At 53.4% G+C, this 17738-nt stretch carries 14 protein-coding genes and 1 tRNA gene; 12 read left to right on the top strand and 3 right to left on the bottom strand.

The window, feature by feature from the left end:
• Nucleotides 1-173: 173 nt before the first annotated feature.
• Nucleotides 174-1520, bottom strand: a complete 1347-nt coding sequence (argG, locus tag ABIE11_RS18615; protein ID WP_100778752.1) for an argininosuccinate synthase — start codon at nucleotides 1518-1520, stop codon at nucleotides 174-176.
• A gap of 341 nt (nucleotides 1521-1861) precedes the next feature.
• On the opposite strand from argG, the gene ABIE11_RS18610 reads away from it, so the two are divergent.
• From ABIE11_RS18610 to mtr, 12 genes are all read left to right on the top strand, one after another.
• Nucleotides 1862-1938, top strand: a tRNA-Met gene (locus ABIE11_RS18610).
• Between the two features lie 207 nt (nucleotides 1939-2145).
• Complete coding sequence (gene rimP, locus ABIE11_RS18605) at nucleotides 2146-2598, top strand: ribosome maturation factor RimP (protein WP_142503648.1); 453 nt, start codon at nucleotides 2146-2148, stop codon at nucleotides 2596-2598.
• A gap of 28 nt (nucleotides 2599-2626) precedes the next feature.
• The gene (nusA, locus tag ABIE11_RS18600) at nucleotides 2627-4114 is read left to right on the top strand and encodes a transcription termination factor NusA (protein WP_100778754.1); all 1488 of its coding nucleotides are present in this window, start codon (nucleotides 2627-2629) and stop codon (nucleotides 4112-4114) included.
• 24 nt (nucleotides 4115-4138) lie between these two features.
• Nucleotides 4139-6832, top strand: a complete 2694-nt coding sequence (infB, locus tag ABIE11_RS18595) for a translation initiation factor IF-2 (RefSeq protein ID WP_100778755.1) — start codon at nucleotides 4139-4141, stop codon at nucleotides 6830-6832.
• Nucleotides 6833-6936: 104 nt separating this feature from the next.
• Nucleotides 6937-7338 (top strand): 30S ribosome-binding factor RbfA, encoded by a 402-nt coding sequence (rbfA, locus tag ABIE11_RS18590; protein ID WP_100778756.1) that lies wholly within the window; start codon nucleotides 6937-6939, stop codon nucleotides 7336-7338.
• Nucleotides 7338-8282 carry a tRNA pseudouridine(55) synthase TruB gene (gene truB, locus ABIE11_RS18585; protein ID WP_248859223.1) on the top strand — a complete coding sequence of 315 codons (945 nt, stop codon included), beginning with the start codon at nucleotides 7338-7340 and terminating at the stop codon, nucleotides 8280-8282. The genes rbfA and truB overlap by 1 nt, the downstream gene beginning before the upstream one ends.
• Nucleotides 8283-8432: 150 nt before the next feature.
• Nucleotides 8433-8702 carry a 30S ribosomal protein S15 gene (gene rpsO, locus ABIE11_RS18580; protein WP_003861789.1) on the top strand — a complete coding sequence of 90 codons (270 nt, stop codon included), beginning with the start codon at nucleotides 8433-8435 and terminating at the stop codon, nucleotides 8700-8702.
• Between the two features lie 241 nt (nucleotides 8703-8943).
• A complete protein-coding gene (gene pnp / locus ABIE11_RS18575) occupies nucleotides 8944-11079 on the top strand; it encodes a polyribonucleotide nucleotidyltransferase (RefSeq protein ID WP_095283551.1) in 2136 nt (711 codons plus the stop codon).
• Nucleotides 11080-11187: 108 nt separating this feature from the next.
• Entirely contained in the window at nucleotides 11188-12072 is an 885-nt protein-coding gene (gene nlpI / locus ABIE11_RS18570; RefSeq protein WP_100778758.1) for a lipoprotein NlpI, read from the top strand.
• 109 nt (nucleotides 12073-12181) lie between these two features.
• Nucleotides 12182-12262, top strand: coding sequence for a protein YrbN (yrbN, locus tag ABIE11_RS18565; RefSeq protein WP_097919743.1), 81 nt, complete (start codon nucleotides 12182-12184; stop codon nucleotides 12260-12262).
• Nucleotides 12255-14174, top strand: coding sequence for a DEAD/DEAH family ATP-dependent RNA helicase (locus ABIE11_RS18560; protein WP_100778759.1), 1920 nt, complete (start codon nucleotides 12255-12257; stop codon nucleotides 14172-14174). Before yrbN ends, ABIE11_RS18560 begins: the two co-directional genes overlap by 8 nt.
• A 144-nt stretch (nucleotides 14175-14318) precedes the next feature.
• Nucleotides 14319-15563 carry a tryptophan permease gene (gene mtr, locus ABIE11_RS18555; RefSeq protein WP_100778760.1) on the top strand — a complete coding sequence of 415 codons (1245 nt, stop codon included), beginning with the start codon at nucleotides 14319-14321 and terminating at the stop codon, nucleotides 15561-15563.
• 82 nt (nucleotides 15564-15645) lie between these two features.
• On the opposite strand, the gene ABIE11_RS18550 is transcribed toward mtr, so the two are convergent.
• Together ABIE11_RS18550 and ABIE11_RS18545 are read right to left on the bottom strand one after the other, a co-directional pair.
• A complete protein-coding gene (locus ABIE11_RS18550; protein ID WP_429185105.1) occupies nucleotides 15646-16653 on the bottom strand; it encodes a luciferase-like monooxygenase in 1008 nt (335 codons plus the stop codon).
• A 199-nt stretch (nucleotides 16654-16852) separates the two neighbouring features.
• Nucleotides 16853-17731 carry a U32 family peptidase gene (locus ABIE11_RS18545; protein ID WP_312154965.1) on the bottom strand — a complete coding sequence of 293 codons (879 nt, stop codon included), beginning with the start codon at nucleotides 17729-17731 and terminating at the stop codon, nucleotides 16853-16855.
• Nucleotides 17732-17738: the final 7 nt, after the last annotated feature.

Below are 17738 nucleotides of genomic sequence, written 5' to 3'. Positions count from 1 at the left end.
GAAAGACGTCTTTTTTTCGTCTGTATCTTTTGAGTCTCTGTTTCACAGACCCGGTAAACGCAGTACCACTGGCCATAACGAGCTTTTGGCAGTGCGTTTACCCGCCCGACAAAAGCACATCAGACCCACAAAAAAGGCGCCCTAAGGCGCCTTTTGCATATCTTCATTAAGAATTACTTCTTGTCGCTGTGTTCCAGGTTCTCAACCTGCGGCAGGCCATTGCCGGAAGAGGCAGAGAGCAGACCGGTTTCGATGTAGTTGAACAGCTTCTCACGGGTGTCGGTGATATCCAGGTTACGCATGGTTAACTGACCGATACGATCGTCCGGGGAGAACACGGAATCACCTTTCTCCATCGTCAGACGCTCTGCTTTATAGGTCAGGTTGTCAGACACGGTGTTCAGGATGGAGTAATCGTTACCACGACGCAGTTCCAGAGTCACTTCACCGGTGATAGCGCTTGCAACCCAACGCTGCAGAGCATCACGCAGCATCAGTGCCTGTGGATCAAACCAGCGGCCCTGGTACAGCAGTTTACCCAACTGACGACCGTGGGAGTGATACTGCTCAATGGTGTCTTCGTTGTGAATACCGGTCAGCAGACGCTCGTAAGCGATATGCAGCAGTGCCATCCCCGGGGCTTCATAGATGCCACGGCTTTTAGCTTCGATAATACGGTTTTCAATCTGATCGCTCATGCCTAAGCCGTGGCGACCACCGATGCGGTTTGCTTCCAGCATCAGCTCGACGTCATCAGCGAACGTTTGACCATTCAGGGCAACCGGGTGGCCACGCTCAAAACGTACCGTTACTTCTTCAGCCTGGATTTTGACGTTTTCGTCCCAGAACTTCACGCCCATGATCGGGTTAACGATCTTCACGCTGGAGTTCAGAAATTCCAGGTCTTTCGCTTCGTGCGTCGCACCCAGCATATTGGAGTCGGTGGAGTAGGCTTTCTCAACTGACATTTTGTAGTCGAAGCCGCAGGCGATCATGAACTCGGACATCTCATGGCGGCCGCCCAGCTCGTCAATAAAGTCGGTATCCAGCCACGGTTTATAAATCTGCAGCTCGGCGTTTGTCAGCAGACCATAGCGATAGAAACGCTCAATGTCGTTGCCTTTATAGGTGCTACCATCGCCCCAGATGTTCACGCCATCGTCTTTCATGGCGGCAACCAGCATCGTGCCCGTCACCGCACGACCCAGCGGTGTGGTGTTGAAATAGGTCAGACCGCCCGTGGTGTTATGGAATGCGCCGCACTGAATCGCAGCGATGCCTTCCGCAACCAGCTGCTTACGGCAGTCAATCAGACGTGCGTTCTCTGCGCCATATTCCATGGCACGACGAGGGATCGCATCATAATCTTCCTCATCCGGCTGACCCAAGTTCGCAGTATAAGCATAAGGAACCGCTCCCTTTTGGCGCATCCACAGCAGTGCAGCGCTGGTATCCAGGCCGCCAGAAAAAGCGATGCCAATACGTTGTCCTACCGGAAGATGCTTGAGAATCGTCGTCATAAAATAAAACCCTGCTTGATTGACTGATTAGAGACCGCTTTCGCTCTCATTGCATGTTTATGCAAAATAAGTGAGTTTTCATTTAATCATCTTTTGTCGATGACCGGAAGAGATTCGTGCATTTTTTGTGAAAAATCCTGTGCTGCTGCCTGTTGCGAGGCAAACAGGAAAAAAGACACAAGCCTTTAACGTTATTCAGCGTAGCGCATGGAAACCAGAGTTGACAGCGGAATGCTCTAACCAATATAATGCATGCAGATTTTACGTCCCGTCCTCGGTACCAAATCCCAGCATTATTTGCATTTTTTACCCAAAACGAGTAAAATTTGCCACGTTTCAGGCGCGGGGTGGAGCAGCCTGGTAGCTCGTCGGGCTCATAACCCGAAGGTCGTCGGTTCAAATCCGGCCCCCGCAACCACTTTCCTATAAAGTTCTTTTTCAAATATACTGTGAAGACTTAGAGCCTTCGTAGCTGGATTTGAAAAAATTCTTTCAGAAAGTGCTCCAGGCCGCAGTTGCGGCTATAGGGTTCAGTTATCTAAAGCCCCGATTTATCGGGGTTTTTTGTTATCTGACTACAGAATAACTGGGCTTTAGGCCCTTTTTTTATGTCTTGGGGGTGGGCTTGTCCACATTAGAGCAAAAATTAACAGAGATGATTAAGGCACCAGTCGAAGCACTGGGCTACGAACTGGTCGGCATCGAATTTATTCGCAGCCGCACATCCACGCTGCGCATCTATATTGATAGTGAAGATGGCATCAATGTTGATGATTGTGCTGATGTCAGCCACCAGGTTAGTGCAGTTCTTGACGTTGAAGATCCTATTACTGTTGCCTATAACCTGGAAGTTTCCTCGCCTGGTCTCCACCGTCCGATGTTCACCGCTGAGCACTACACGCGGTATCTCGGTGAAGAAGTGACTGTCGTTCTGCGTATGGCTGTGCAAAACCGCCGTAAATGGCAGGGCATTATTAAGGCCGTTGATGGTGAGATGATCACGGTGACAGTCGAAGGCAAAGATGAAGTGTTCGCGCTGAGTAATATCCAGAAGGCGAACCTGGTTCCCCACTTTTAACAGTCTGGATTGAGGTGAAAAGCCCGCGATGAACAAAGAAATTTTGGCTGTTGTTGAAGCCGTCTCTAACGAGAAATCACTGCCGCGTGAGAAGATTTTCGAAGCGCTGGAAAGTGCACTGGCTACAGCAACCAAGAAAAAATACGAACAAGAGATCGATGTTCGCGTAGAAATCGATCGTAAAAGTGGTGACTTCGATACCTTCCGCCGTTGGGTGATCGTCGAAGAAGTGACCCAACCAACCAAAGAAATCACGCTTGAAGCGGCTCGTTATGAAGACGAAAGCTTCAACGTTGGCGAATATGTTGAAGATCAGATCGAATCTGTCACCTTCGACCGTATCACCACCCAGACCGCTAAGCAGGTTATCGTACAGAAAGTACGTGAAGCTGAGCGCGCGATGGTGGTTGATCAGTTCCGCGAACACGAAGGTGAAATCATCACCGGTGTGGTGAAGAAAGTGAACCGTGACAACATCTCTCTGGATCTGGGCAGCAACGCTGAAGCCGTGATCCTGCGTGAAGACATGTTGCCGCGTGAGAACTTCCGTCCAGGCGACCGTATCCGCGGCGTTCTGTACGCAGTGCGTCCGGAAGCGCGTGGTGCGCAGCTCTTCGTCACTCGCTCTAAGCCAGAAATGCTGATCGAACTATTCCGCATTGAGGTGCCAGAAATCGGTGAAGAAGTTATCGAGATCAAAGCAGCGGCCCGCGATCCGGGTTCTCGCGCTAAGATCGCGGTAAAAACCAACGATAAGCGTATCGACCCGGTCGGTGCTTGCGTTGGTATGCGTGGCGCACGTGTCCAGGCTGTTTCTACTGAACTGGGCGGCGAGCGCATTGATATCGTGCTTTGGGACGACAACCCGGCACAATTCGTGATTAACGCTATGGCTCCGGCTGACGTGTCTTCTATCGTTGTCGACGAAGACAAGCACACCATGGATATCGCCGTTGAAGCAGGTAACCTGGCACAGGCTATCGGTCGTAACGGTCAGAACGTGCGTCTGGCGTCTCAGCTGAGCGGCTGGGATCTGAACGTAATGACGGTTGATGACCTGCAGGCTAAGCATCAGGCTGAAGCCCATGCAGCGATCGATAACTTTACGAAGTACCTGGACATCGACGAAGATTTCGCCACTGTCCTGGTCGAAGAAGGTTTCTCTTCGCTTGAAGAACTGGCCTATGTGCCAATTAAAGAACTGCTGGAAATTGACGGCCTGGATGAAGCAACCGTTGAAGCCCTGCGTGAACGCGCTAAAAACGCACTGACCACCCTGGCGCTGGCTCAGGAAGAAAGCCTTGGTGATAACAAGCCGGCTGATGACCTGCTGAATTTGGAAGGTCTTGATCGTGCGATTGCGTTCAAGCTGGCTGCCCGTGGTGTTTGTACGCTGGAAGATCTCGCTGAGCAAGGCGTTGATGACCTGGCTGATATCGAAGGTTTAACCGACGAGAAAGCCGGCGAACTCATCATGGCCGCACGTAATATTTGCTGGTTCGGCGACGAAGCGTAATAAACTGTAGCAGGAAGGAACAGCATGACTGATGTAACTGTAAAATCGCTGGCTGCTGAGATTCAGACCCCTGTGGACCGCCTGGTACAGCAATTTGCTGATGCAGGGATCCCAAAGGCTGCTGATGACTCAGTAACTGCACAAGAAAAACAAACTTTGTTAGCGCACCTGAACCGTGAACACGGTTCAACGCCTGACAAACTGACGTTGCAGCGTAAAACGCGCAGCACGTTAAATGTTCCAGGTACCGGTGGAAAAAGCAAATCGGTACAAATCGAAGTCCGCAAGACACGCACCTTTGTAAAACGTGATCCGCAAGAGGCCGAGCGCCTTGCAGCGGAAGAGCAGGCGCAGCGTGAAGCGGAAGAGCAAGCCCATCGTGAGGCAGAAGAAACAGCCAAGCGTGAGGCAGTATTAAAAGCTGAACGTGAGGCCGCTGAAAAAGCGAAACGCGATGCCAGTGATAAAGCAAAGCGTGAAGCTGCGGAAAAAGACAAAGTGAGCAATCAACAAACTGACGAAATGACCAAAACCGCCCAGGCAGAAAAAGCCCGTCGTGAAACCGAAGCAGCCGACCTGAAGCGTAAAGCGGAAGAAGAAGCACGTCGCAAGCTCGAAGAAGATGCGCGTCGCGTGGCTGAAGAAGCACGTCGTATGGCGGAAGAAAATGCCGGTGTTTGGGCTGAGCAAGAAAAAGAGAAAGGTGAAGAGGATAAGAGCGATTATCACGTCACGACTTCTCAGCATGCTCGCCAGGCCGAAGATGAGAACGATCGTGAAGTTGAAGGCGGCCGTGGCCGTACTCGCACGACCAAAGCGGCTCGTCCTCAGAAGAAAGGCAACAAGCACTCCGAATCCAAAGCTGACCGTGAAGAAGCGCGCGCCGCTGTTCGCGGTGGTAAAGGTGGCAAGCGTAAAGGTTCCTCTTTACAGCAGGGCTTCCAAAAACCTGCTCAGGCCGTTAACCGCGACGTTGTGATTGGCGAAACCATCACCGTGGGCGACCTGGCAAACAAAATGGCTGTTAAAGGCTCTCAGGTCATCAAAGCGATGATGAAACTGGGTGCAATGGCAACCATTAACCAGGTTATCGATCAGGAAACCGCGCAGCTGGTTGCTGAAGAGATGGGCCACAAAGTTATCCTGCGTCGTGAAAACGAGCTGGAAGAAGCGGTAATGAGCGACCGTGACACCGGCGCTGCGGCAGAATCCCGCGCACCCGTTGTGACCATCATGGGTCACGTTGACCACGGTAAAACCTCTCTGCTGGACTACATTCGTTCAACGAAAGTGGCCTCTGGCGAAGCGGGCGGCATTACCCAGCACATCGGTGCTTACCACGTTGAAACTGACAACGGTATGATCACCTTCCTGGATACCCCAGGTCACGCCGCGTTTACCTCTATGCGTGCTCGTGGTGCACAGGCAACGGATATCGTTGTTCTGGTTGTAGCAGCAGACGATGGCGTGATGCCACAGACAATCGAAGCAATCCAGCACGCGAAAGCGGCGCAGGTGCCAGTGGTTGTTGCTGTGAACAAGATCGATAAGCCAGAAGCTGACATGGATCGCGTTAAAAACGAACTGTCCCAGTACGGCGTTATGCCGGAAGAGTGGGGCGGTGAGTCTCAGTTCATCCCAGTATCTGCAAAAGCGGGTACCGGTATTGATGACCTGCTGAACGCAATCCTGCTGCAGGCTGAAGTTCTGGAGCTGAAAGCCGTTCGTAAAGGCATGGCAAGCGGTGCTGTTATCGAATCCTTCCTGGATAAAGGTCGTGGTCCGGTTGCAACGGTTCTGGTCCGTGAAGGTACGCTGAACAAAGGCGACATCGTACTGTGTGGCTTCGAATACGGTCGTGTTCGTGCGATGCGTAACGAACTGGGTCAGGAAGTTCTGGAAGCAGGTCCATCCATTCCTGTGGAAATCCTGGGTCTGTCCGGTGTTCCGGCTGCCGGTGATGAAGTGACCGTTGTTCGTGACGAGAAGAAAGCGCGTGAAGTTGCACTGTATCGTCAGGGCAAATTCCGTGAAGTTAAACTGGCTCGTCAGCAGAAATCTAAACTCGAGAACATGTTCGCTAACATGACTGAAGGCGAAGTTCACGAAGTGAACGTCGTACTGAAAGCGGACGTTCAGGGTTCTGTGGAAGCGATCTCCGACTCTTTACTGAAACTGTCTACCGACGAAGTGAAAGTGAAGATCATCGGTTCTGGTGTCGGTGGTATCACCGAAACCGACGCAACCCTGGCTGCGGCGTCCAACGCGATTCTGGTTGGCTTCAACGTTCGTGCTGATGCGTCTGCGCGTAAAGTTATCGATTCAGAAAGCCTGGATCTGCGCTACTACTCCGTCATCTACCATCTGATCGACGAAGTGAAAGCAGCGATGAGCGGCATGCTGTCTCCAGAACTGAAACAGCAGATCATCGGTCTGGCTGAAGTTCGTGACGTGTTCAAATCACCGAAATTTGGTGCGATCGCGGGTTGTATGGTTACCGAAGGTACCATCAAACGTCATAACCCAATCCGCGTTCTGCGTGACAACGTGGTTATCTACGAAGGCGAGCTGGAATCCCTGCGCCGCTTCAAAGATGACGTTAACGAAGTCCGTAACGGCATGGAATGTGGTATCGGCGTTAAGAACTACAACGATGTTCGCGTTGGCGATATGATCGAAGTGTTCGAAATCATCGAAATCCAGCGTAGCATTGCTTAATCCCCGAAAGGATTAAGAAAATTGTAAGCCGGGTAAGCGAAGCGCCACCCGGCATGAAATATCAAAAGGGGCTTATGGCCCCTTTTTTGTCTGGAGAATTTATTATGGCGAAAGAATTTGGTCGCCCACAGCGCGTGGCTCAGGAGATGCAGAAAGAGATCGCACTCATCCTGCAACGCGAAATCAAAGACCCACGCGTGGGTATGATGACCACTGTTTCGGGCGTTGAGATGTCCCGTGATCTGGCCTATGCCAAAGTGTTCGTCACGTTCCTGAACGACAAAGACGAAGCCGCTGTTAAGAACGGCATTAAAGCATTGCAGGAAGCCTCTGGTTTTATCCGCTCTCTGCTCGGTAAAGCGATGCGTCTGCGTATCGTGCCGGAGCTGACTTTCTTCTACGATAACTCGCTGGTAGAAGGTATGCGGATGTCCAACCTGGTGACCAGCGTGGTTAAACATGACGATGAGCGTCGTGTGAACCCGGACGACAGCAAGGAGGACTGATGAGTCGTCCTCGTCGTCGCGGTCGCGACGTGCACGGCGTGCTGCTGCTGGATAAACCTCAGGGTGCATCCAGCAATGACGTGCTGCAAAAAGTGAAGCGTCTTTATAACGCTAACCGCGCCGGGCATACCGGTGCGCTGGACCCATTGGCGACAGGCATGCTGCCGGTCTGTCTGGGCGAAGCAACCAAGTTTTCCCAGTACCTGCTCGATTCCGATAAGCGCTATCGCGTGATCGCGAAGCTTGGTCAGCGTACGGACACCTCCGACGCAGACGGTCAGGTTGTCGAAGAGCGTCCGGTTACCTTCAGTGCCGAGCAGCTTCAGGCCGCGCTGGAAAGCTTCCGTGGCGATACCCTGCAGGTGCCGTCCATGTATTCGGCACTGAAGTATCAGGGCAAAAAGCTCTACGAATATGCCCGCCAGGGGATTGAAGTCCCGCGTGAAGCGCGCCCGATCACCGTCTACGAACTGCTGTTCATTCGCCACGAAGGTGACGAGCTGGAGCTGGAAGTTCACTGCTCGAAAGGCACGTACATTCGCACCATCATTGACGATCTGGGTGAAAAACTGGGCTGCGGCGCGCATGTGATTTACCTGCGTCGTCTTGCGGTCAGTAAATATCCGGTTGAACGTATGGTGACGCTTGAGCATCTTCGTGCGCTGGTCGATCAGGCAGAAGAGCAGGGGATCTCCCCGGCCGATTTGCTTGACCCGCTGCTGATGCCGATGGACAGTCCGGCTGCTGATTTCCCGATTGTGAATTTGCCCCTGACTTCATCCGTTTACTTTAAAAACGGCAATCCGGTTCGCACGACAGATACCCCGCATACTGGGCTGGTCCGCGTTACCGAAGGCGAAGAAAACAAGTTTATCGGAATGGGTGAAATCGACGACGAAGGCCGCGTAGCACCGCGTCGCCTGGTTGTTGAATATCCCCTCTAAGCGATTTACTTGCCTTGCGATAAGCAGGGGAGACGGGTAGAATATCGCCGCTTAACGTCGGGCAAATTGTTTAACAATCTGCGCGGCGTAAACTGGGGTTGCTGAATTAGAGATCGGCACCCTTTCATTCTTTATTTTTTGGAGTTCATCATGTCTCTAAGCGTTGAAGCTAAAGCTAAAATCGTTTCCGAGTTCGGTCGTGGTACTAACGACAGCGGTTCTACCGAAGTTCAGGTTGCCCTGCTGACTGCACAGATTAACCACCTGCAGGGTCACTTTGCAGAGCACAAAAAAGATCACCACAGCCGTCGTGGTCTGCTGCGTATGGTTTCTCAGCGTCGTAAACTGCTCGACTACCTGAAACGTAAAGATGTTGCACGCTACACCGCGCTGATCGAGCGTCTGGGTCTGCGTCGCTAAGTCTTGCGAGTTTCAGAAAAAGGGGCCTAATGGCCCCTTTTTTCAACCAGACGGCAGCAATTCACTGGAAACTATTGTATTGTTGCTATAAATGATCTTCATTGCAGAGGTTCGCGCGGCTAATGAGAGGCTTCACCCATGGGGGTGTCGGTTGTCATTAGTCGCGAGGATGCGAAGAAGGTCGGGTTAAATCGACAGCACACCGAAGGTGTGCTGTCATTCATTAAGAAAGGACAGAATTTTGCTGAATCCGATCGTTCGTAAATTCCAGTATGGTCAGCATACCGTCACGCTGGAAACCGGCATGATGGCGCGTCAGGCTACTGCTGCCGTTATGGTAAGCATGGATGACACCGCTGTATTCGTGACCGTTGTAGGCCAGAAAAAAGCAAAACCAGGTCAGGACTTCTTCCCTCTGACCGTGAACTATCAGGAGCGTACTTACGCTGCTGGTAAAATCCCGGGTGGTTTCTTCCGTCGTGAAGGCCGTCCAAGCGAAGGCGAAACCCTGATTGCGCGTCTGATTGACCGCCCGGTTCGTCCGCTGTTCCCGGAAGGCTTCGTAAACGAAGTTCAGGTTATCGCGACCGTTGTTTCCGTTAACCCACAGGTTAACCCGGACATCGTGGCGATGATCGGTGCATCCGCTGCACTGTCCCTGTCAGGCATTCCATTCAACGGTCCTATCGGTTCTGCTCGCGTTGGTTATATCAACGACCAGTACGTACTGAACCCGACTCAGGATGAGCTGAAAGAAAGTAAGCTGGATCTGGTTGTTGCCGGTACCGAAGCGGCCGTACTGATGGTTGAATCCGAAGCAGAACTGCTGAGCGAAGACCAGATGCTGGGCGCCGTGGTATTTGGCCACGAGCAGCAGCAGATTGTTATCCAGAACATCAACGATCTGGTGAAAGAAGCCGGTAAACCACGTTGGGACTGGCAGCCAGAAGCCGTTAACGAAGCGCTGAACGCGCGCGTTGCAGCCCTGGCAGAAGCGCGTCTGAGCGATGCATACCGCATCACTGACAAACAAGAGCGTTACGCGCAGATTGATGTCATCAAATCTGAAACCATCGCTACGCTGGTTGCAGAAGATGAATCCCTGGACGCGAACGAGCTGAGCGAAATCCTGCACGCTATCGAGAAAAATGCTGTACGTAGCCGCGTTCTGGCAGGCGAACCGCGTATCGATGGCCGCGAAAAAGACATGATCCGTGGTCTGGATGTGCGTACTGGCGTTCTGCCACGTACTCACGGTTCCGCACTGTTCACCCGTGGCGAAACTCAGGCGCTGGTAACCGCGACTCTGGGTACTGCACGCGACGCACAGAACATCGACGAACTGATGGGCGAGCGCACTGACAGCTTCCTGTTCCACTATAACTTCCCTCCGTACTCCGTAGGTGAAACCGGTATGGTTGGCTCGCCTAAGCGTCGTGAAATTGGTCACGGTCGTCTGGCGAAGCGCGGCGTGCTGGCAGTTATGCCGGAAGCTGACAAATTCCCGTACACCGTTCGTGTGGTTTCTGAAATCACCGAATCTAACGGTTCTTCTTCCATGGCTTCCGTGTGTGGCGCTTCCCTGGCTCTGATGGATGCAGGCGTGCCAATCAAAGCTGCTGTTGCGGGTATCGCAATGGGCCTGGTGAAAGAAGGCGACAACTTTGTTGTTCTGTCTGACATTCTGGGCGACGAAGATCACCTGGGCGATATGGACTTCAAAGTAGCGGGTTCCCGCGAAGGTATCTCTGCACTGCAGATGGATATCAAAATTGAAGGTATCACCAAAGAGATCATGCAGGTTGCACTGAACCAGGCTAAAGGTGCGCGTCTGCACATCCTGGGCGTGATGGAGCAGGCGATCAACGCGCCACGCGGCGACATTTCTCAGTTCGCACCGCGTATCCACACCATTAAGATCAGCCCAGACAAGATCAAAGACGTGATCGGTAAAGGTGGTTCTGTTATCCGTGCTCTGACTGAAGAGACCGGCACCACTATCGAAATCGAAGATGACGGTACTGTGAAGATCGCAGCGACCGACGGCGAAAAAGCGAAATTCGCGATTCGTCGTATCGAAGAGATCACTGCAGAAATCGAAGTGGGTCGCATCTACAATGGTAAAGTGACCCGTATCGTTGACTTTGGCGCGTTCGTTGCCATCGGTGGCGGTAAAGAAGGTCTGGTACACATCTCTCAGATCGCTGACAAGCGCGTTGAGAAAGTGACCGACTACCTGCAGATGAACCAGGAAGTCCCGGTTAAAGTTCTGGAAGTTGACCGCCAGGGCCGTATCCGTCTGAGCATTAAAGAAGCGACCGAGCAGTCTCAGCCTGCTGCCGCGCCGGAAGCCCCGGCCGCAGAACAAGGCGAGTAAGGTTGCATTTGCCCTCCGCTTCGGCGGGGGGCGTATTATCAGGCAGGACGCCTTGTTAGCAGCCGGGGGACAGGACGTTCATCCAATAGTTGTCTTCGGGAGTGGGAAATGAAGCCTTTTTTGCGCTGGTGTTTCGTTGCGACAGCTTTAACGCTGGCAGGATGCAGCAACTCTGCCTGGCGTAAGAGCGAAGTCCTCGCAGTGCCATTGCAACCGACTTTGCAGCAGGAAGTGATTCTGGCACGCATGGAACAAATTCTTGCCAGTCGGGCTTTAACCGATGATGAACGCGCACAGCTTTTATATGAGCGCGGAGTGTTGTATGATAGTCTCGGTCTGAGGGCACTAGCGCGCAATGATTTTTCACAAGCGCTGGCAATCCGACCTGATATGCCTGAAGTATTCAATTACTTAGGTATATATTTAACGCAGGCAGGCAATTTTGATGCTGCCTATGAAGCGTTTGATTCTGTACTTGAGCTTGATCCAACTTACAACTACGCGCACTTGAATCGCGGTATCGCATTGTATTACGGCGGTCGTGACAAGTTAGCGCAAGATGATCTGCTGGCGTTTTATCAAGACGATCCTAATGATCCTTTCCGCGTCCTGTGGCTTTACATCGTTGAGCAGAAGCTCAATGAGAAGCAGGCGAAAGAGGCGTTAAAACAACGCTTCGAGAAATCGGACAAGGAACAATGGGGATGGAACATTGTCGAGTTCTACCTGGGCAACATTAGCGAAGCAACGCTGATGGATAGGCTCAAGGCGGACGCAACGGATAACACCTCGCTCGCTGAGCATCTCAGTGAAACCAACTTCTATTTAGGTAAGTACTACCTAAGTCTGGGGGATATGGACAGCGCTACGGCACTGTTCAAATTAGCGGTTGCTAACAACGTCCACAACTTCGTTGAGCACCGTTATGCATTGTTGGAATTATCGCTCTTGGGCCAGGAGCAAGACGACCTGGCAGAATCGGACCAGCAATAGCTGACGTCACCACATCAGCCCGTAATCATTTTTTGATTGCCATCACCTTAACTGGTGAGGGCGTTGTTGTTCGTCAATACACCTACTTTGAGCCGGTTCACACTTTTCAATGAAAATTGCTAATCATTTTCACGACGAGTTATGTAGACTGGCCGCCATTAATATCGAGGCACTTGTACTACATGGCTGAATTCGAAACCACTTTTGCAGATCTGGGCCTGAAGGCCACTATCCTTGAAGCCCTTAACGATCTGGGTTACGAAAAACCATCTCCGATCCAGGCTGAATGCATCCCGCATCTGCTCTCTGGTCGTGACGTGCTGGGCATGGCCCAGACTGGTAGCGGTAAAACCGCAGCGTTCTCGCTGCCACTGCTGCACAACATTGATCCGGAACTGCGTGCACCGCAGATCCTCGTACTCGCTCCGACCCGTGAACTGGCTGTTCAGGTAGCGGAAGCGATGACTGAATTCTCTAAACACATGCGCGGCGTGAACGTGGTAGCCCTTTACGGCGGCCAGCGTTATGACGTGCAGTTACGCGCCCTGCGTCAGGGTCCACAGATTGTTGTCGGTACACCTGGCCGTCTGCTGGATCACCTGAAACGCGGTACTCTGGATCTCTCTAAACTGAGTGGTCTGGTACTGGATGAAGCTGACGAAATGCTGCGCATGGGCTTCATCGAAGACGTAGAAACCATTATGGCGCAGATCCCAGAAGGTCATCAGACCGCTCTGTTCTCTGCAACGATGCCAGAAGCGATCCGTCGTATTACTCGTCGCTTCATGAAAGATCCGCAGGAAGTGCGTATCCAATCCAGCGTAACCACTCGCCCGGACATCAGCCAGAGCTACTGGTCTGTATACGGTATGCGTAAAAACGAAGCGCTGGTGCGTTTCCTGGAAGCAGAAGATTTTGATGCGGCGATTATCTTCGTTCGTACCAAAAACGCGACCCTGGAAGTGGCTGAAGCCCTGGAACGTAGCGGCTATAACAGCGCAGCGCTGAACGGCGACATGAACCAGTCCCTGCGTGAGCAGACTCTGGAGCGTCTGAAAGACGGTCGTCTGGATATCCTGATTGCAACCGACGTGGCAGCACGTGGTCTGGACGTTGAACGTATCAGCCTGGTTGTGAACTACGACATCCCTATGGATTCCGAGTCTTACGTTCACCGTATCGGTCGTACCGGTCGTGCGGGTCGTGCTGGCCGTGCTCTGCTGTTCGTTGAGAACCGCGAGCGTCGTCTGCTGCGTAACATCGAACGCACCATGAAGCTGACCATTCCAGAAGCAGAACTGCCAAACGCAGACCTGCTGGGCAAACGCCGCCTGGAAAAATTCGCCGCGAAAGTACAGCAGCAGCTGGAAAGCAGCGATCTGGATCAGTACCGTGCTCTGCTGGCGCAAATCCAGCCGACTGTGGAAGGCGAAGAGCTGGACATCGAAACTCTGGCTGCAGCGCTGCTGAAAATGGCGCAGGGCGAACGTGCTCTGATCGTGCCACCTGATGCACCGATGCGTCCTAAGCGTGAATTCCGTGAGCGCGATGAGCGTTTCGAGCGTCGCGGTAACGATCGTAATGACCGTGGTCCACGTGGCGACCGTCCAGAGCGTAGCGGTGAAGACCGTCCACGTCGTGAGCGTCGTGACGCAGGCGATATGGAACTGTACCGCATTGAAGTTGGCCGTGATGATGGTGTTGAAGTTCGTCATATCGTTGGCGCTATCGCGAACGAAGGCGACATCAGCAGCCGTTACATCGGTAACATCAAGCTGTTCGGTACGCACTCTACGATCGAACTGCCAAAAGGCATGCCGGGCGAAGTTCTGCAGCACTTTACTCGCACCCGCATCCTGAACAAACCGATGAACATGCAGCTGATGGGCGATGCCCAGCCGCGTCCTGATCGTGGTCCTCGCCGCGAAGGTGATCGTCCAGCGGGCGAGCGTCGTTTCGGTGGCGGTGAGCGTCGTGAAGGCGGTCGTGGTCCTCGTCGTGATGGCGCAGCACCAGCCGGTGCAGGTCGCTTCAGCGGTGAGCGTCGCGAAAACCGCGGCCCACGTCGCGATGAAGGCACTGCCCGTCGTCGTGACGCGTAATTGCCGCGCCTGATAGCGTAAAGTAATCATTACAGCCCCGATATTTTTTATCGGGGTTTTTTTTATTCCATTTGTACTATCGTACTGGTACAGTGCGACACATTAAAATGCAGTAGCAAAATGTTTAACTGGAGAAACGGCTGTATGGCGACACTAACCACCACACAAACTTCACCTTCGCTGCTCGGCGGCGTGGTGATTATCGGCGGGACGATAATCGGTGCAGGGATGTTTTCCCTGCCGGTGGTTATGTCCGGCGCGTGGTTCTTCTGGTCGCTGGCAGCGCTGGTGTTTACCTGGTTCTGCATGCTGCATTCCGGGCTGATGATCCTTGAGGCGAACCTGAACTACCGCATCGGGTCGAGCTTCGACACCATCACTAAAGACCTGCTGGGGAAAGGCTGGAACCTGGTAAACGGCATCTCGATTGCTTTCGTGCTGTATATCCTGACCTATGCCTACATTTCGGCGAGCGGTTCGATACTGCACCACACGTTTTCTGAAATGTCGCTGAATGTCCCGGCGCGTGTGGCGGGTCTGATCTTCGCGCTGGCCGTGGCGTTTATCGTCTGGATGAGCACCAAAGCGGTGAGCCGCATGACCGCCATCGTTCTCGGGGCAAAAGTTATCACTTTCTTCCTGACCTTCGGCAGCCTGCTGGGTCATGTCACGCCCGCTACGCTGTTTAACGTTGCCGAAAGCCACGCGTCGTACTCGCCGTACCTGCTCATGACCTTGCCATTCTGCCTGGCGTCATTTGGCTACCACGGTAACGTCCCGAGCCTGATGAAGTATTACGGCAAAGATCCTCGCACCATCATTCGCTGCCTGGTTTACGGCACGCTGCTGGCGCTGGGGCTTTATGTGATTTGGCTGCTGGGGACGATGGGTAACATCCCGCGTCCGGAATTTATTGGCATTGCGCAGAAGGGCGGCAACATCGATGTGCTGGTGCAGGCGCTGAGTGGCGTGCTGAACAGCCGCAGTCTGGATCTGCTGCTGGTAGTGTTCTCGAACTTTGCCGTGGCGAGTTCGTTCCTCGGGGTGACGCTGGGGCTGTTTGACTATCTGGCGGATCTGTTTGGCTTTGACGATTCCGCGTTGGGTCGTCTCAAAACCGCGTTGCTGACCTTCCTGCCGCCGATTGTCGGTGGCCTGCTGTGGCCGAACGGGTTCCTGTATGCTATCGGCTATGCCGGTTTAGCGGCCACCATCTGGGCGGCGATCGTTCCGGCGCTGCTGGCCCGCAAATCACGTAAACGCTTCGGCAGCCCAAAATTCCGCGTCTGGGGCGGCAAGCCGATGATTGCGCTGATTCTGATCTTTGGTGTCGGAAACGCGCTGGTACATGTGCTGTCGAGCTTTGATGTGTTGCCGGTGTATCAGTAAGACGATTGCCGGATGGCGGCTGCGCCTTATCCGGCATAAAAATTTGTAGGTCCGGCAGGCGTATTGCCACCGGGCACAAACGCTATCCTAACAACTCTTCTTTCACCTGCATGGCCAGATCAAACGAGTGCAAACGCGCCTGGTGATCGAAAATCTGCCCGTTAACCATAATCTCGTCGGCCTGCGTTTCTCGTAGCACCACCTCCAGACCGTGACGCACTTTCGCTTTATCGCCCACCAGCGACATACTGAGTGCCTGCTGCACACCGTACTGTTCCGACGCTGACCACAGCTGATGCATATTCTCCACCGGCGGCGGCAGCTGTCCGCTTTCGCCACGGCGCAGCTTCGCAAACGCCTGCTGCATGGAGGTAAAGAGGAATTCCGCATCGCGGTTGCTGTCGGCGGCGATAATGTTGATACACACCATCGCGTGCGGTTTTTCCAGCCGTTCGGACGGTTTGAACTGAGTGCGATAGAGATGCAGCGCCTGATGCAGCATATCCGGGGCAAAGTGGGAGGCAAACGCAAACGGCAGACCGAGCTGCGCCGCCAGCTGTGCGCTATACAGGCTCGAACCGAGCAGCCACACGGGGATCTTCTCGCCGTAACCGGGTACCGGGCGCACCTGCGGATGAGGATCGCGCGCATCAAACCAGTCCACCAGCTCTGCCACATCGCGCGGGAAGTTATCAATATCACCGCCCATATGACGACGCAGCGCGCGCATAGTTGGCTGATCGCTGCCTGGCGCACGACCAAGCCCTAAATCAATTCGCCCGGGATAGAGCGTATTCAGGGTGCCAAACTGTTCGGCAATCACCAGCGGGGAGTGATTCGGCAACATTACGCCGCCCGAGCCGAGATGCAGAGTCGTGGTGTTTGCCGCCAGATAGCCAATCAGCACTGAGGTCGCCGCGCTGGCGATGCCCACCATGTTGTGATGTTCTGCCAGCCAGTAGCGATGATAGCCACGCTGTTCCGCGAGACGGGCAAGATCCAGAGAGTGAGAAAAAGCTTCTCGTGCCGAGGAGCCTTCTGGGATCGGCGCCAGATCGAGCACCGAAAAAGGAATGGATTTATCAGTCATAACAGCTCACTTTGTCGACGGTGAATCTTTTAATAGTGCATTAAAAATTAATAACCGTTGTTAACAAAGTGAGCTTTTACACTTCATCCTGCAAACTGCCTGTGCGTTGGCTTGATCTGTTTATCCCGACACTGACTTGAGTATGCTTACGCGGATTTCCAGACTGGCCGCTTTCATGCAGCTTAAAAGATGTCTACATTTAGGCCTGCAGCTCCAGCCCGGCCACACGTTTCCAGTAACCGTTGCAGTCGCTGTTTGCCTTCAGCGGCAGGGGTGCGGTGCCATTTTCGTTAGCGCGAAACGCATCCAGCATCGCAAATACGTTAGTGTCCAGCGGTGACAGGCGCACCATATCCACCACTCCCTGCATCGACGTCAGCTCGTTGCCGAGATTGTAAACATAGCCGCTCATGGTCTGAATGCCGTTAAGGACAAATACCTGCTGGTTCTCCTGCGACAGCATATTGCGTCCGTTGGGATACTTGATGCAGCAGGTTTCGCATTCGTCTTTCGGGCGGTCTTCGGAGCGGGCAGTGAAGCAGCGCGCGGAATACGCCAGCGGCAGATGCCCGTAGCTCAACACTTCCACTTCAAACTGATTGCGGATACCCAGATCTTCACACTGATTCAGCAGGTTGACCAGCCAGTCGCGGGAGAGTTCCACTGGCATACACCAGCGCGTCATCCCCTGTTTCAGCAGCAGGCGCAGGGTCACGGCGTTATAGCAGTTGAGCGCATGTCCGGCGACAAACGGTAGCTTGCGTTCAGCGCACATGTTCACCACGCCGAGATCGCTCGCTTCCAGCAGGAAATCACCGTTCTCGACGTAGCGTTTAATCTCGCCCAGCTCCGATGAGGCCTGCACCAGCGCAAGCGTCGACAGCACCACCTGCTTGCCGCTGCCAGCGAGGTTTTTCGCCATATCCAGCCAGTCGCCCACTTTGGTTGCACGACGTTTGCTGCAGACGGACTCCCCGAGATAAATCGTATCGGCGCTACTGCCCGCCGCCTGCTGGTAAAAATCTTCCAGCGTCTCTTTTGACCAGTAGTAGAGCACGGGTCCTAATGAATATTTCATGGATTAT

Origin of the sequence: Lelliottia sp. 489 (genome assembly GCF_050435885.1) — a bacterium.
In the GTDB taxonomy this organism is placed as follows: Bacteria; Pseudomonadota; Gammaproteobacteria; order Enterobacterales; family Enterobacteriaceae; genus Enterobacter; species Enterobacter nimipressuralis.
This window is presented reverse-complemented; position numbering and strand designations above follow the sequence as displayed.

Excerpts from the sequence above, each read along its gene's own strand:
- truB (WP_248859223.1), top strand. The coding sequence starts at position 7,338 with ATGAGTCGTCCTCGTCGTCGCGGTCGCGACGTGCACGGCGTGCTGCTG.
- nusA (WP_100778754.1), top strand. The coding sequence starts at position 2,627 with ATGAACAAAGAAATTTTGGCTGTTGTTGAAGCCGTCTCTAACGAGAAA.
- infB (WP_100778755.1), top strand. The coding sequence starts at position 4,139 with ATGACTGATGTAACTGTAAAATCGCTGGCTGCTGAGATTCAGACCCCT.
- yrbN (WP_097919743.1), top strand. The coding sequence starts at position 12,182 with ATGAAAATTGCTAATCATTTTCACGACGAGTTATGTAGACTGGCCGCC.
- nlpI (WP_100778758.1), top strand. The coding sequence starts at position 11,188 with ATGAAGCCTTTTTTGCGCTGGTGTTTCGTTGCGACAGCTTTAACGCTG.
- ABIE11_RS18550 (WP_429185105.1), bottom strand. The coding sequence starts at position 16,653 with ATGACTGATAAATCCATTCCTTTTTCGGTGCTCGATCTGGCGCCGATC.
- ABIE11_RS18560 (WP_100778759.1), top strand. The coding sequence starts at position 12,255 with ATGGCTGAATTCGAAACCACTTTTGCAGATCTGGGCCTGAAGGCCACT.
- argG (WP_100778752.1), bottom strand. The coding sequence starts at position 1,520 with ATGACGACGATTCTCAAGCATCTTCCGGTAGGACAACGTATTGGCATC.
- mtr (WP_100778760.1), top strand. The coding sequence starts at position 14,319 with ATGGCGACACTAACCACCACACAAACTTCACCTTCGCTGCTCGGCGGC.
- ABIE11_RS18545 (WP_312154965.1), bottom strand. The coding sequence starts at position 17,731 with ATGAAATATTCATTAGGACCCGTGCTCTACTACTGGTCAAAAGAGACG.
- rbfA (WP_100778756.1), top strand. The coding sequence starts at position 6,937 with ATGGCGAAAGAATTTGGTCGCCCACAGCGCGTGGCTCAGGAGATGCAG.
- rpsO (WP_003861789.1), top strand. The coding sequence starts at position 8,433 with ATGTCTCTAAGCGTTGAAGCTAAAGCTAAAATCGTTTCCGAGTTCGGT.